This is a genomic window from Nonomuraea sp. NPDC003754 (genome assembly GCF_053605785.1).
The window spans coordinates 1-14,437 of sequence record NZ_JBSGJX010000084.1 but is presented as its reverse complement, the minus strand read 5'-3'; the positions used below and the strand labels follow the sequence as shown (position 1 = coordinate 14,437).

At 63.5% G+C, this 14,437-nt stretch carries 15 protein-coding genes and 1 pseudogene; 8 read left to right on the top strand and 8 right to left on the bottom strand.

The window, feature by feature from the left end; all coding sequences use genetic code 11:
* The 4 genes and pseudogenes from ACWEVS_RS45025 to ACWEVS_RS45010 all read right to left on the bottom strand — a co-directional run.
* A pseudogene (locus ACWEVS_RS45025) lies at positions 1 to 674 on the bottom strand (ATP-binding protein); the annotation flags it as partial.
* A 209-nt stretch (positions 675 to 883) separates the two neighbouring features.
* Positions 884 to 1,399, bottom strand: a complete 516-nt coding sequence (locus ACWEVS_RS45020) for a single-stranded DNA-binding protein (protein WP_452557235.1) — start codon at positions 1,397 to 1,399, stop codon at positions 884 to 886.
* Between the two features lie 158 nt (positions 1,400 to 1,557).
* Positions 1,558 to 2,397: a hypothetical protein gene (locus ACWEVS_RS45015; RefSeq protein WP_452557233.1), complete on the bottom strand. Its 840-nt coding sequence runs from the start codon at positions 2,395 to 2,397 to the stop codon at positions 1,558 to 1,560.
* A 2-nt stretch (positions 2,398 to 2,399) separates the two neighbouring features.
* Entirely contained in the window at positions 2,400 to 3,305 is a 906-nt protein-coding gene (locus tag ACWEVS_RS45010; protein WP_452557231.1) for a DNA-processing protein DprA, read from the bottom strand.
* 437 nt (positions 3,306 to 3,742) lie between these two features.
* Between ACWEVS_RS45010 and ACWEVS_RS45005 the strand changes: the two genes are divergently transcribed.
* Positions 3,743 to 4,081: a hypothetical protein gene (locus tag ACWEVS_RS45005; protein ID WP_452557229.1), complete on the top strand. Its 339-nt coding sequence runs from the start codon at positions 3,743 to 3,745 to the stop codon at positions 4,079 to 4,081.
* A 174-nt stretch (positions 4,082 to 4,255) separates the two neighbouring features.
* Here ACWEVS_RS45005 and ACWEVS_RS45000 read toward each other — a convergent pair whose 3' ends face one another.
* Together ACWEVS_RS45000 and ACWEVS_RS44995 are read right to left on the bottom strand one after the other, a co-directional pair.
* Entirely contained in the window at positions 4,256 to 4,987 is a 732-nt protein-coding gene (locus ACWEVS_RS45000) for a hypothetical protein (RefSeq protein WP_452557227.1), read from the bottom strand.
* A 562-nt stretch (positions 4,988 to 5,549) separates the two neighbouring features.
* On the bottom strand, positions 5,550 to 6,386 hold the full coding sequence (locus ACWEVS_RS44995; RefSeq protein ID WP_452557225.1) for a hypothetical protein: 837 nt from the start codon (positions 6,384 to 6,386) through the stop codon (positions 5,550 to 5,552).
* Between the two features lie 331 nt (positions 6,387 to 6,717).
* Between ACWEVS_RS44995 and ACWEVS_RS44990 the strand changes: the two genes are divergently transcribed.
* Positions 6,718 to 7,326 carry a hypothetical protein gene (locus ACWEVS_RS44990; protein ID WP_452557223.1) on the top strand — a complete coding sequence of 203 codons (609 nt, stop codon included), beginning with the start codon at positions 6,718 to 6,720 and terminating at the stop codon, positions 7,324 to 7,326.
* A 460-nt stretch (positions 7,327 to 7,786) separates the two neighbouring features.
* Here the strand turns inward: ACWEVS_RS44990 and ACWEVS_RS44985 are convergent, their stop codons facing one another.
* Positions 7,787 to 8,089, bottom strand: coding sequence for a hypothetical protein (locus ACWEVS_RS44985; protein WP_452557221.1), 303 nt, complete (start codon positions 8,087 to 8,089; stop codon positions 7,787 to 7,789).
* A gap of 22 nt (positions 8,090 to 8,111) precedes the next feature.
* Between ACWEVS_RS44985 and ACWEVS_RS44980 the strand changes: the two genes are divergently transcribed.
* The 6 genes from ACWEVS_RS44980 to ACWEVS_RS44955 all read left to right on the top strand — a co-directional run bounded on the left by ACWEVS_RS44980 (position 8,112) and on the right by ACWEVS_RS44955 (position 13,775).
* Positions 8,112 to 8,330, top strand: coding sequence for a hypothetical protein (locus ACWEVS_RS44980; RefSeq protein ID WP_452557219.1), 219 nt, complete (start codon positions 8,112 to 8,114; stop codon positions 8,328 to 8,330).
* A gap of 324 nt (positions 8,331 to 8,654) precedes the next feature.
* Positions 8,655 to 9,020 (top strand): DUF2809 domain-containing protein, encoded by a 366-nt coding sequence (locus tag ACWEVS_RS44975; RefSeq protein ID WP_449930599.1) that lies wholly within the window; start codon positions 8,655 to 8,657, stop codon positions 9,018 to 9,020.
* 51 nt (positions 9,021 to 9,071) lie between these two features.
* Positions 9,072 to 10,040: an IS3 family transposase gene (locus ACWEVS_RS44970; protein ID WP_452557217.1), complete on the top strand. Its 969-nt coding sequence runs from the start codon at positions 9,072 to 9,074 to the stop codon at positions 10,038 to 10,040.
* 120 nt (positions 10,041 to 10,160) lie between these two features.
* Positions 10,161 to 10,916 (top strand): hypothetical protein, encoded by a 756-nt coding sequence (locus ACWEVS_RS44965; protein ID WP_452557215.1) that lies wholly within the window; start codon positions 10,161 to 10,163, stop codon positions 10,914 to 10,916.
* Positions 10,913 to 13,000, top strand: a complete 2,088-nt coding sequence (locus ACWEVS_RS44960) for a hypothetical protein (RefSeq protein ID WP_452557213.1) — start codon at positions 10,913 to 10,915, stop codon at positions 12,998 to 13,000. Before ACWEVS_RS44965 ends, ACWEVS_RS44960 begins: the two co-directional genes overlap by 4 nt.
* Positions 13,001 to 13,004: 4 nt before the next feature.
* Positions 13,005 to 13,775 (top strand): hypothetical protein, encoded by a 771-nt coding sequence (locus ACWEVS_RS44955; RefSeq protein WP_452557211.1) that lies wholly within the window; start codon positions 13,005 to 13,007, stop codon positions 13,773 to 13,775.
* Positions 13,776 to 13,822: 47 nt separating this feature from the next.
* Here ACWEVS_RS44955 and ACWEVS_RS44950 read toward each other — a convergent pair.
* The coding region (locus tag ACWEVS_RS44950; RefSeq protein ID WP_452557209.1) for a Pycsar system effector family protein at positions 13,823 to 14,437 on the bottom strand (615 nt) is incomplete at its 5' end.

Below are 14,437 nucleotides of genomic sequence, written 5' to 3'. Positions count from 1 at the left end.
TCGAAGCTGAACGCCCACGACGCGCGGGCGAAGATGGCCCATTCGCGTTGCCCGGACGGGGGTTCGCGGTCGGCGGCCGGCTGCGGGTCGATCAACATCAGCAGGCAGCGGATCAGGTTGGATTTGGCGGTGCCCTGCTCGCCTTGGATGAGCAGGATCGGGTGGGGGATGTCGGTGAGGTAGGCGGCGACAACCCAGGCCACCGCCAGTCGCCATTCCTCCTCCGACAGATTGATCAGCGAGCGCAGCCCGTCCAAGCTGCCGCCGCGCACAGGTGTGACCAGGGGGTGGGTCAGCTCGGAGCGGCGGAAGATGACGGGTGAGGTGGGTTCGATCCGCCAGCCGTCGCCGGTGATGACGATGGCTTCGCCGGTTTCGGTGCCCATGTCCACCACCACGCCGCCCTCATGCTGGGCCATGCGCAGATGCACAGGCTGTGGATCCAGCTCGGCGGCTTCCCCGGCCAGCACGTTGACCGCATCCGACAGCTCAGCGCTGGAGGCGACCTCGCCGGTACGGCGAAACAGCGAGGTGGCAAGCCGGGCCCGCAGCCCAGACCCGCCTTTCGAGGCGAGCGGGACCGCGATGGCCGGGCCGATGCGCGGGACGGCGTAGCTGCGGCCGTCGTCGGCGCGGACCAGCCGGTAGCTGTCGTCGGCCATCTGCACCAGCACCTGGGAGAGCTTGACCTTGCCGGATCCGGCCGGCTCAGGCTCGGCGCTATCGGGGATGGGGATGCCGTCGGCGAAGCGCCCGGGGTCGTCACCTGCCTTGTTGTGCTCAGATGCCTCCACGTGCGAGCCTTTCTCATAGGACGTGAAGCGTGACGAAAGGCCCCGGGCAGTGGGGCCTTTCGCATGTCACCGAGGGCTGGCGCGACGGCCTAGAACGGCGGCTCTTCGCCACCACCCGCCCATCCGCCGCCGGGAGCCGATCCGCCAGGAGCCGATCCGCCGGCCTCGGGCGCCGCGGGGGCGTTGGAGGTCCACGGGTCGCCGCTCATCGACTCGGCAGGGTGGGGCGCCCGGTCGCGGGTGGCCTTGACCACCTTGGCGGTGGCGAACTTCAGCGACGGGCCGACCTCTTCGGCGTCGATCTCGTAGACGGTGCGCTTGGTGCCGTCGGTCGCCTCGTAGTCGCGCTGCTTGAGCCGGCCGGTGACGATGACCCGGGTGCCGCGCGTCAGCGATTCGGTGGCCTGCTCGGCCATCTGCCGCCAGATGTTGCAGCGCAGGAACAGGGTGTCGCTGTCGGACCATTTGCCGCTCTGCTGGTCGTAGACGCGGCGGGAGGCGGCGACGGTGAACGAGGCGACGGCCACGCCGCTGGTGGTGAAACGCAGGTCGGGGTCGGCGGTCAGGTTGCCGACGATGGTGATGACGGTGTCTCCGATGGGCATGGCGAAGCGATCTCCTTGCATAGGTAGTGGTCAGGCGCTGGGAATGCGCGAGAGCCTCGGCGCTGTCGGCGCCGAGGCTCTTTCGTACGTTGACGCTGGTATAGGTGGACCCCCGCTCTCTGAGCCGAGAGCGAGGCCCGTCTTGCCGTGGGACGTAGCTACAGGTTGCTTACGTTCTTGGCGTGGGCTTGCCGGTCGAAGATGCAGCAGCGGTCGAAGTCGAAGGGCTCGGCCGATGCTTCCTGCCAGATCGTCATTCTGTTGGGGCGCCCGGAGGAAGGGACGATCACCCTGAGAATGACGAGCGCGACGACCTCTTCGGCCCCGTGTTCGAACAGTTTGGATGCTGCGCTCTGTACGTGGGCGCCGGACACGAACAGGTCATCTACAAGGAGCACCCGTTTACCGCGCAACACCTGATGTTCCTTCTGGGCGCCCATCACGCGGAAGGCATCCGGGTGGGAGTTCCGATCGTTGAGCCTTGGGGCGTGCTCATCGTTGGCCAGCAGAAGATGCGGCTTGTGCAGGTCCTTCAATGCCCCGACATCGCCGATGACCTGTGTCAGGATGTGGAACGCCTCGATGGGCCGGTTTCTTCGAGTGCTGGGGATGGAAGTCACCAGCGTGAACGGCCCGCCGGATAAGCCTGTAAGGCATGCCTCGTGGGCCTCGTAGAAGCGGGCTAGGGTCGCCGCCATCAGCTTTCGTGGCGTCAACCAACCTGAAGCTGCGCGTCTGGCTACCTTGTCGGCCACGATCTTGTACAGGCCGTTATCGTCGCCGTGTTGGACGGCTAACGAGATGGGCACCACATGCGTGGCCGGGCGAAACAGCCCGCCCATGGTGCGTTCGCAACTTGAGCAGATGTCGTATGGCTCTCCTGTCTCGAACCTGTTGTTGGGCCCCGTGTGGCAGATCCGGCAGACTCCGGAGCGCATCGCCGGAACGTTCCTGTACAGCTGGATGACGGGGTCGGTGACCGCCCTGGCGTCACCCATAGTCAGAACATGGTCGTTTGGGAGCACATATCTACGAGATTGACCGCCTGCTTGGACAGGTCGTCAATGTCCTGGACGACAGTGATGCCTCCCCGGAACCCTGCCTGTGCGACCCACGAGTGTTCCTCCTGGAGCCGCTGGGGCACGAAGACGTGCTTGCCCGTTTTCAGCGCCATTTCGGTACAGCGGTGGCTGGGCCCGCCGTAGCCGCCGTCGATGATGTACACGGTGGCGGCTAACCCGCAGGTCGCGACGCGCTCCTGCGGGATCGTGAGGTCGGTGGGGGCAGTGTCGGGCCAGAACGGAGAGACCAACGCTCCGCGCTCGCCTATCTCCTGCGCGACATTCGCGTGCTGGCTGAGCGTGTCGGGTGCGGTTATCCCGCCGGCCAGCACGCCGAGCGTGCGCCCGCCGGCTGCGAGTACAGCCTCGTGTACCGCTACATCCAGATCGGTGCGCAGCGGCGCGATGACGGTAAGCCCGGCCTCGGCCAGAGCGCGGGCGGCTGCGGCGGCGTGCACGCTGTCACGCTGGCCGACTACGGCGACGGCCCGGTAGTCCTTGGGAGCTATCCGACCGCGGACCCATAGGAACGGCTGGTAGTTGTTGGCCCACAGCATGTTGCCGGGGTAGGTGTCATCCAGGACGGTGATGAGGTGGACGCCGCTCGCGCGCATGGTGGTAATGAGGTTGCGCGCCTGATCGATGTCTTCGACGTTGACGCGGGAGCGGAGATCGGCGGCGTGTGCCTGGTCGGTCGCGTCCAGTCCAGCGACATCGCCATCCGTGAGCTTGAGGGCGCTACCCACGGTGGCAATGGCGCGGGCAGTGTGATGCCAGGACTGTGCGTGGGTAGCCTTGGTCAGGGCGAGGACGGCGGCTTGCTCATCGAGCGCGGTCATGGTCATGGTCATCACCATCTCGAACGTGGTTTCGGTGTGAACGTACGCGCCGACGCCGACAAAAGCGACGACGGGATGCGTGGTTGCATGGGGGCTATCGTGCCGAGGTCGGCACCACGGCGAGGCGAGTTTGGCGAGTTGGGTCGCCGCCGTGCCGGCCGTGCCGCGGACGCCTGGTCTCTTGAGCAGGTTTCTTGAGCAGGTCACCGGGTTCCGGTGTCGTGGGCGGGGTGTTGAGTTGGCCGGGCTGCTGCCGGACCACGAACGGACTCCGAGGTTTCTGCTCCACACCGATTCCACGGCGCGTAGCGCATTGTGCGACCAATGGAAAAATTACCTTCACGCATTTCAGCCCGCACTCGCCGGGATGTACGACCGTGATCATGGGGAAACGCCCGTAGAGCTAGCCGACGTATCCGCCATCCAGCAGTAAGCGAGGAAACGTGATCAACGCTGACACGACTGAACGCCTGGAGCGCCAGCAAGAGTGCCACGCCACCCTGGGCCGACTACTTCAACTCGCCAAGGCGGGTGGCCTGCCGGTGATCGCTTGGACGATTACCGATGCTGGCGCCGAACCATTGATCGTCGGTAACTGCTATGCGAGCGATCCCATTCAACGGCAGCGCGACTTCGAGGCATGGGTCAATGCTCTCGGCGCAACCGAGTGGCCGAATGGCATCCACCGGGAAGGCGTGATGCGGCTTCACGCGCATCGGGAGCGCTACGACGACGAAGTGAGCGTCTCACTCACTGCTGAGATCGCCGATGAGGAGCGATAGCGCCTCCTGACACCATGAACTACGGGAGTAAGAAGAGCGTCGGGTGCCAACCTTCGGACCGGTTGCCCACCAGCGCAACCCATTCCCTGGTCGCCCTTGCGTGGCGAGAGCGATCCAGACTAGCGGCATTACGGTTAATCGTGTAAGGGCGAAAACGTCCAGCACTTGTTGGCCCTAGAACCTGGTGCGATCCCTCCCTGGGACTACTGGACACAATCTCCATACAGAAGTCTTCTTCTCCGAGAAGTCAATAAGAGGCGCGGGTTGACTCAGCGACTCAGATGCTTTCCTGCAGACCTGACGAGCGACGATGTCTGTCACAGGAACGTACTGAATCGCTCTCTCATCCTCAGTTAATATTGCATGCCATCCATCCTTCACGGAGACTGAATATCCAACATACGTGAAGGTCTTCGTTTGGATCACCTCCAAAGGAAGCCAGGGCCTGCGCACAGTCTCTTTGATCGCCGAATGACTGTAGGGCACGTGATATATGTGTGTAATGGAAGCGAATGCAAACACTGATGGAAATGTGGTGAATATAGCTGTGAAAGAAAGCGTGATGAGCTGGTCTATTAAAATATTCAGTTTAGATGGGAGTCGTTGAACTGGTTCCCCTTCGGCGGTTTCATCTTCCTGGCCCGCCTCTGCTCTCTCTTCATGCCGTTGCCTCAGCTGATCTACGGTGGAGAACTGTGCTCTTATGCGTTCACGCCAGGGCGAGAAGTGATCGAAAACCAAGAAGGCTATGACAAGTGAGGTAAAAGCGAGGGCTGGCACAACAGATTGCCAAGCTGCCGCCCTCTTCTCCGAGTCGAAGATAACATCCCACAGATCTACAACCGTCTCCCAGCCTACCCTTAGGGAGTCTGGGATGCTCGCATAGGCGGGCACGACTATCGCCATTCCCAGAAGGGTAACAAAGAGACTCTTCCACATTCTTAAAAGGAAGAGGCATACCGCTAACACCGGAAAGAAGGGGGGGATGAGTGGAACGAGCGTTCCCAGTAAGGTGCCTGCCACTCCTCCTAGTGACGCGATTGCTCCTGCCGCCGATGGATCGTAGTTCGAGATTACTAGCAGACGGATTGCGGACCCGAACAGCAGGACAATAGGAGACAGTATGAACACTCTTAAAGTGTTGGATAGTGCTCGGCTAGGGAGCTCTCGGTTTGGGGTGCTCAAGTCTGCTCCCTATTACTTATGCCCTGCCGTGCAGAACAGCGGTGTCATTAGGATTTGATGATGAGCTGAGACTTTGCAATGGCTGGAGTCTATGTCTGGAACATGTCGCATCACGACTTCCTGAAGCTCCCTCAAGCCGCGTCTTATTACATTAGCGCGTAAGCGAACTTAGCGAAGACCTCCGCCGCCATTCCAGATGGCTCGGGTCTTACGGCTAGTTGGCTGAGGAACAAAACGCTAGCTAGCAATATAGGTCGCACCCATAACGGAGTGCTGTGCTTCATTAGAATTTTGGCTGTGTAGCTCTGGAAGGCGCTTCGCCTTCGTTTGGACCGTCCTGTTCATACGCTTGATAGCGTGCCCGGGCACCGAGGAAATTAAATAACTTTTCCTTTTTGTAGGGCTTGTTAAAGCCCTGCCTTTGCTCGCTTTCGATAAATACGCGCACCAGTCTATGAGCTATATCTGTCACATCCTTGAGTGTAGGGTATTCGAATCTGTCGGCGCGAATCGCTTCAATCAATACGCGGTCCGCCGCATTCTTTCTGCTTACGGCGCTAGACATTGCTGTGAAAGCCAACAGTGAAGATGCAAACATGACTGAAGGGTTAACTAGAAACGCCATAGTGACACCGATAGCTGTCAGTGGTAATGAGACGGCTGCCCGAAATTCTGCTTCGGCATTGAGTCGGTCATGCGCTTCGAAGATTTCGGGCTCGCGTCCTAGCAGCCTAGCAGGAATTAGACGGAGCTCTTCCCTCAGTACGTAGGTTAGAGCGGTTGGAAAAAGGTGTCGCTGGCCATCAACACCGAAGCGATCTGTGATCTCTTCCAGGACGAATTCCATAGAGTCGAACCGTCGACTCAGTAGTTTGAGGGCTGGAGTAGATACTGACGTAGAAAAAAGGCCGATAATATATGCAGCAAAGCTTAGTGCCACACCAACTGCCGGAAGGCCGGCGGTTGATCCTAGACGATATGCATCTGCTAGCAAATCTGTGGCTTTGTCTGGCGTTGGAAGGTGACGCGCCCAGGTGAGCCACGCAACCACCAGCCAGAGATAACCTGCAGCTAGCGGGGCTCGAAGATCGCGGATGCCAGGAACAAGATTGGCAAGCATGCCCTATACATCGAAGTGATCTCTTCTTTGTTACGTCTCCCGACAGCTACGAGGCCGGGGAGATCGGAGTCCGGGTCTGCTTGGGTCAATTCCGCCACGCCTTCGTTCTGCCGTCATGGGGACGGGGCCCAGTGACGCCGAGTGGCCACGATCTATCCCCCGGGGACGCCCACAAGGATGAGGCAACCTGGATGCGTCCGCTGCGAAATCAGAGCCGGACCCCTCCCCATCGGCCATCGGAGCGATCCAGCCTTCCCATGCGGTGCACTCAGCGGAGACGCAGGGCATATGGTCCTCCTCAACCGAGTCGATCTCCCAGGATTTCAGCATCGTGAGCGAACCGGCAACCGCACCGGAAATGACCATGCTGGTCACTCCCGGCGCGTACAGACGCGAGGTGGTCATGATCTCGGGCGACCCACGGCCAGCCGGCAACACCTTCGGGCTGGAAGCCGCTATCGTCCGGCAGATCCTGCGGCTCATCGGTGTGGTGGTACATGAGGCATCCTGCGTCGACCTCGCGGAGGTCCGCGATCTGCTCGACAGGAGGTGTCCCGTGGTCCTTCACGTCATGGCGCACAGTCAATACGGCGGCGTGGTGTTGTCGGTTGACGGAGACCCCCTCTCCTTCGAGCACGAAAGGTTCACCCAGGAGATCACCGGCTCACGCTTCCCGCCCCGATTGACCGTGCTCAGCGTCTGCTCCTCCGTCCCGGCCGCGCTCCTGCTGTCGCAAACGATCGAGACGGTGATTGCCTGGCCAGGCCAGGTTGACGACGAGCAGATGCGTGCGTTCGCCCGGCACCTGTACGGCCATCTTGCCAAGGGGCACTCCGTCCAGGACGCGTTTGCTCTCGCATGCACCTTGACGTGCGCGAAGTCGCCGGAGCTCACCCCGCCCCTGCTGTACGGCAGCAGCGACAGGGCTCTCTTCCACTGACCTCCTCCAGCCGCACCCGCACGGCAATGAGGCATAGCGCATGGGACCGTATGTCAGCTTGTCACGTACTGCAAAGCTGAGGCGTGGAGGACTCGCCGCAATGAGGAGGCTTGGTGCGACACCTGTGAAGCGGGGCAGGGAGCTGTAGAACAGGCCGTCGTATGGCCACAAGGGCTGACCCCATTTCAAGGTGGCCGACTTCCTGGCCCTTGACGAGCCATTTCCGAGCCGCACGGTTCCATTGGGCATCGAAATCACTGGTTGGAGCCTCCGACCGGAGGGGCCTCCGGAGCCGGGTGCGCAGGTTCGAATCCTGCAGGGGGCACTCGATCTTAACCAGCGGAATCTAGGCGCTGAGCAGGGCAAAGTGCATACGAGCGGGCGGGTCTCCAGTCTCATGGAGTCCCGCCCGTTCTCATTGGCGCTCACTGGTTGTGGGCCAACTGCGGGCCAGGTTTGATCATGTCTTGAGGGCTGCTTCGATGCGCCGGTTGATCTGCTCGTCCCGCCCGTCCAAGCACTTCGCGTAGCGCTTGAGCAGGACTTCCACGCTGTTGCCCGCGCGTTCGGCCACTGTGGTTGCGTCAACGCCTGCGTTGAGCCACGTGGACAGGGCCGCGTGCCGCAGGTCGTACGGCTTGCCAGCAAGGGGAGACGCGACCTGTCGCGGCGTCAGGGCGAGGCGCCGCGCCTCTTCCCATGCGCGGGAGTAGGTAGAGGCACCGAGCACAGGGAGCACCGCCTCAGCGGTGTAGGTGGCCACGCGGGCTCCGGCTCACCCCCACATGCGTGGGGAGCACCAGAGCGACGCGGTGTACGGCGGGCGGGTGGCCAACGCGATGATGTACTGGCCACCGCTGTGCGACCCCGTCGACGCCGACCCGCTGTTGCGGAAGATGGACGTGCCGCGCCGCTGCCGGATCCTGGCTGACGCCTACGGGATGTCAGACGTCGACGGATCGTCGAGGTGTTCGCGCTGCGGACCCGGCGAGCGTGGTTTCTGATGAAGCAGAGAGCCGAGGAGCGGGGTGGTGGCTGGGCGAGGATGTGGGATGAGGGCATCGGCGATGAGATCAAGCGGTGCGAGGCCTGGCTGGATCGGCCATGGCGCGGTCATCGAGGCGGCGCTAAGCGCACCGCAACCCCCTGTTTCATCTGGGCGGACCTCATTCCGGATGAATCGTCACTACGTTCCAGCGTGCTGGCATGCCGTCGCCATGGCACGCCACTGCGGTCGCCGACCTGACGCAGTCAGCATGCCGCCGTAAGGGACGAGCTCTATGATCAGTTCGTCCTGATCATTGAGATTCGGAGAAGATGTCAATCTCATGCGCCGCGCCATGGTCCTTCTGGGTGGCGTCGCCCTCGCCGTCGGCGCATTTGCCCTCTTCTACCGGGGCCCGGGACAACCGTTCATCCGCGGTTACGTGAGCGACGTCGGCGCCACCATGCTGGTCTACGCGTTCTTGGGGCTGCTGTGGCGCACCACCGCCGCACGGCGCACCCTGGCCACGGCCACGATCGCCGCCGCCGTCGAGTTTTACCAAATAGTCGGCATGACCCCGCCGGGCATCGGCGGTGTCCTGGTCGGTGCGTTCCCCGACCCATGGGACCTGGTCGCCTATGCCATCGGTGTGGTCGCGGCCCTGGTCTGGGAACGCCGATTGGTCCGATCCGGTGATCAGACCGGCTGACTGCACATCGGCTTTCTTCGCGGCCGAGCTCGACCGGCCACACACGCACTCGTGACCTTCATCGACGAACACCGCGACCTGTTCGGTGTCGAGCCGATCTGCCATGTGCTGACCGAACACGGCCTTGCCATCTCGCCCAGCACCTACTACGCCGCCAAGAACAGAACTCCCTCGGCCCGAGCCCTCCGCGACGCCGAGCTGGACGACCACATCCAGCGCATCCACACCACCAACTACGGCGTCTACGGCGCTCGGAAGGTCTGGCGGCAACTGTTGCGCGAGGGCCACCAGGTCGCCCGGTGCACGGTCGAGCGGCGGATGCGAGCCCTGGGCCTGCAAGGAGCCCGCCGCGGCAAGAAGATCCGCACCACTGTGGTCGATCCCGGCCATCAGAGGGCGGCCGATTTGGTCAGGCGGGACTTCACCGCACCTCGGCCGAACACGGTCTGGGTGGCCGACTTCACCTACGTCGCCGCCTGGTGCGGGATCGTCTACGTCGCCTTCGTCGTGGATGTGTATTCCCGGGCGATCGTCGGCTGGGCGGCCTCGCTGTCCAAACGCGCCGGCCTGGTGCTGGACGCTGTGGACATGGCGTTGTGGCGGCGCGACCGCGCCGGACGCCCCGCCGGGCCTGGCCTGGTCCATCACTCGGACGCCGGCAGCCAATACACCTGTTTCCGCTTCACCGCCCACCTGATGACCGCGGGCATCGACGCCTCCATCGGCACGGTCGGGGACGCGCTGGACAACGCGCTGATGGAATCGCAGATCGGCCTCTACAAGACCGAGCTGATCAAACCCCGCGGGCCCTGGCACAGCCTGGCCGAGGTGGAACTGGCCACCGCCGAATGGGTCGAATGGTTCAACACGACCCGCCTGCACTCCTCGATCGGCAACATCCCGCCGGCGGAGTACGAAGCCCTCTACTACGCTCATCGCCTGAGATCACGACGCAGAAGGCGCTGCGCGAACTGGCCGCGGAGGGGGTCATCCGACGAGGGCACCGCGACGTGGTCGTGAAGGACCTGGCGGGGCTGACTGCGCTCGCCGACCTCCCGTTCCTCGCCAAGCCATATTTCTAAGGCTTCTCCCGCCGGATGGTGCCTCACGGTAGAGCCCCACCCGCTCATTGGAGATGCCATGGTCATGCACGATTACCGCGTCCTGCTCACAGCTGACATCGAGAACTACGGCGGCCGCACCGACGCCCAGCAGCGCACCCTCCAGTCCGGTCTGATCGGTGCCATCGAGACGGCGGCGGACCGCGTTCATCTAAACCGGGAGTCATGGTCGCGCCAGGTGGGAGGTGATTCGCTGACCGCCGTCCTTCCCGCCGAACCGGGCCCTCTCGTCACGATTCCCCTTCTCCTCGACCAGTTCCTGACCGAGCTAGACATGGCCATCGCAGCGCACAACAGCAGGCGCGGCGACCCCACCTGGGCGCGGATGCGCATTCGGCTGGCCATCCACGTTGGACCGCTGCAGCTGGACGGCGCGGCAGGGTGGCCCGGGCAACATGCCGTGCAGCCCGCGAGAATGCGTGATTCGGCACCGATACGGGCCGCGCTCGACACCTTCCGCGACGCCGACCTGGCGCTGATCATCTCGCGGGAGGTGTTCCGCGACTACGTGTCACAGGGACCGGGACGGCCAAGACCGTCGGAGTTCCTGGAGGTCGCGGTAGCAGAGAAGAGACAGGAATATCCGGCCTACCTGTACGTGCCGCACTTCGACGTCCACGACATGGAGACTCCGGAGTCCCCGCCGTCCAACGACGCCCCGTCATCACCGCCACGAAGCATCGGATCGATCAAGAACCAGGTCAAGAGGGGTGACATTCTCTTCGCGCAAGGAGACATCAATGTCGCTCGTGAACCGAAGTGGAGGAGGAAATGAGCGACTCTCCGCCTGAGGCACCGAGATCCGAGCCCCCGCAGCAGGAAGATCCGGAGACCGAAGCCGCCGCTCCCGAGGAAGCGGACGAGACATCGCAAGAGCCCGACAACCAATCGATCCGCAACGAGATGACCGCCTCCGGACAGGAGTGGCTGGAACGCAGGCAGAACCTGGACGACCTGTTCGCCGACGAGCGGCCCAGCGTCGGCACCCGGGACCTGATCGGCCGCGTGCGCAACCGCGTCAAGAAGGGAAACATCTGGCTCGCCCAGGGCGACATCCACGTTGACCAGGGACGGGCCCAACCGACGGCGACGATTCACGAGCTGACGGAGAACGAAATCGAGGACCTACGGCGAACGCTGGTACCGACCCAGTCGCAAGTCGATACACGCAGGCTGCTCGACAGCGAACGCCTGGTCCTGCTCAGCGGCTCGGCGGAGACCGGAAAGGCGACCACGGCCACGGCGGCGCTGCTCGACTGGTGTGGCAGGGCGAGTTGGATCATTCCGCACGGAGCGAGCACGCCGAACCCCCGTGACTGGGAACTGGAATCGGGGCACGGCTACTTGCTGGACCTGGTCGATACGCCCGATGCCGTCGACAGGGTGACCACGAATCTCAAGCGCGCCGGCGTCAACGCGGACTGCAGAATGATCGTCCTGGTGCCGGAGCACATCCACTCCTCGGTCGCGCCCGTGATCGAGCACGACGCCCCGCCGAACACCCGGATCTTCGCCAAGCATCTGTCCGTTCAGGCCTCGGGCGTTCGGCTCGCCCCGGAGGATCAGCGGCTTCTGGACGAGGAGCTTCGTGCCCACTCCGCACCCTGGCAGGTGGTCGAACTAGCCAAGCAGGTGGCCGCCACCCAGGAGGCCGGGACCTCCATCGAGGTCATGCTGAACCGGCGATTCCACCGGATGCGCGCGAAGGTCGGCGAAGACCTGGAGAAGCGCAGGCCGACCCTAGGCCGGTGCTTCATGACAAGCATCGCCGTACTCCATGGGCTGCCCGAGGCGGAAATCTCCGGCGCGGCGCTGGCTCTGGCCGAACGGCTCGACGAGAAGTGGCGCCGTGATCACTCGCCGAAACCGGTCCAGCTCTGGGAGAAGCTGCCCCTCTGGCTGAGTTATGTGGACGCCGAGGCCACACCCGCCGGGCCAGGTGGCGGGCGGAACATAAGGCTGAGACGCCCCAAGTTGGCGGCCGTCATGTTGCGCGTGATCTGGGAGGACCAACCGACCATCCGCGAGTCGTTGGTCGACTGGCTGCGCTGGCTCGGGGGTGAGGGATCTTCGCATACGAGGATCAAGGTCGGACATGCGGTCGGGAAGCTTGCGACCTTCGACTTCGCCCTCGTGAACGAGCGGTTCCTGGAGGTGTGGAGCCAATCCCGCCGGTCCCGGGATCATCAGCTCGCTGCCCTGGCACTGGAGGCCGCCGCCGAAGACCCGTCGATGACACGCCGTGTCCACCTCCATCTCCGTTCGATGATCCAAGGCAGCGATGCAAAGAAGGCGATCGCGATCCGCGCCTACGCCTCGTCCGTCGGTCTCTCTGCACCCGACCAAGCCCTCGCCGCGTTCAGGAACCTGGTTCTCACCAAGGGCGTCAAGTTCCAGCAGGACGTGGCCCAGTCCATCGCTTACCTCTATCGCGTGGACACCGCGCACACCATCGTGAACCACCTCACCGACTGGGTCAGTTACGGAGGACCGGCCGGTCATCGCAGCGCCGCCCTCGCCTTCGGACGGCTGGCCGCACTGCCCGCTTCGACTCCTGAGCGGCCGCATCTGAGCCAGCTCGATCCCCATCCCTCGCTGGTGACGCTCTGGCGCAACGCGCTCAGCTACGAGGAAGATGGCCGCTTGGTTGTGCCCGAGTCCTGGGACCTGCTGCTGAGCGAATGGCTGCGCCATTACGACGAGCGGTCCACCGTACGCGAGACCACGGACCAGATCTTCAGCCTGACCGATAGGCAGAGCGCCACGCGGGCCCTGCTCTACCTCAGGCTCTGGCGGCACCACGGTGAGATCGCCGCCGATCTTTACCATCACCTGCGTCAACTCGTTCACAGGAGCTGATCCCATGCGCAAATGGCTGGCACCCATGCTCTATCAGGTCCAGCAGAACGAGCCCGAGACCGAACCGCTCGTCAACATCGAGCCGTTCGTTCTGGCCTCGCCCGCCAAGGGCGACGCTTACGACTTCTCCGTCACCCTGCTCCGGACCGCGACCTCGGCTGGGAAGCGGACCCGAGCTCTACTCGACGATGAAGTTCCCGAAGCCGAGGCGGTTCTCCAACGCGCTTGCCAGGAGGTACGTTCGACCACCCGGCGGTTCGAGATAACCGAGGCAGGCGCGGCGGAGCAGGCCGTGAACGAGAAACTCCGATCGATTTCAGGCTCGATGACGGGAGCCTACCGATGGACGGTCGGAGCCGAGGTGAACGTTCCCGAGGAGATACGCCAGCTCAATCGGGACAGCCATAGGAAGCTGCATGACATCACCTCCGACGCCGCGGCGGCGTTGCTCCGCATCAAGAGCACCGACGAGGTCCGGCAGAAGTGGCAGGAGTTTCTGGCCGCCGTGGAGGGAAGCGCCCGGGTGGTGCACGCAATCCAACTGGCCGCAGCCCCGGAGCAACTGCCACAGATCATCGCCGAGCTTGTCGAGCAGCGGCAGCAGGGAGCGCAGGAACTGCTCGGCACCGTCGACAGGATCATGCAGAGCTACCAGGCGGTGGACATGCTCGACTTCGTCGTCAGGAACGAATCAGTGCTCCGCAGCACCCTGGAGCTCCTCGGCCTGCCCGTTCCGCCGCTGGAGGACGACACGCTGCTGGTAGGCAGAGCGTGATCTGCCTGACCGCGTAGGCGTCATACCTCAAACCTACGCCTGCGCGGTCACGGCGGAGAGCCGGTGATCACGACGTTGATGAGCGCCGCGCTCATTGTGGCCGACATTCCACTCAGGAGCAGCCAGAACCCCCAGCGGATGAGGCGATACTTCTGCGCGACGATGCGGCTGACCCGGTACAGCTGATCAGCGACCCGCTCCAGATCGAGCGCCGAGGACCGCATTAGAGCGCTGGCGACGGTCGCCGTGGAGTCGAGGTGGAAGACATCGGCGTAGTACATGACGGCGTCGTTCCCCTTCCGTCGATCCAGCCGCGGATAGACCGCGCCGGCGAGTACGACCACGGACGCCAGAGCTGTCGCCGCCCCCGCCCACCACAGCCACTCGACGGCATTGGACATTGCGAAAGGTGACCAGCTTCCCGCGAGCAGGCCGCCTGTGACGGCGCCGAGGCCGATGCCAACGATGCCGAGGAGGACCTGGGCTTTGGTGTCCGCTCGGCTGAGCTCCTCGCGGGCCTCTCTGAGTAACTGTGTTCCGTAGGCGCACGCATCGTCCTCGGCTGCCTCCCGTTGGTCTGGAACGGTTTGGGTGAGGGCTCGCACGATCTTGTGGAACACGAGGAACCTCCTGGCCGGGGGGCGATCACAACGCAGAGCATT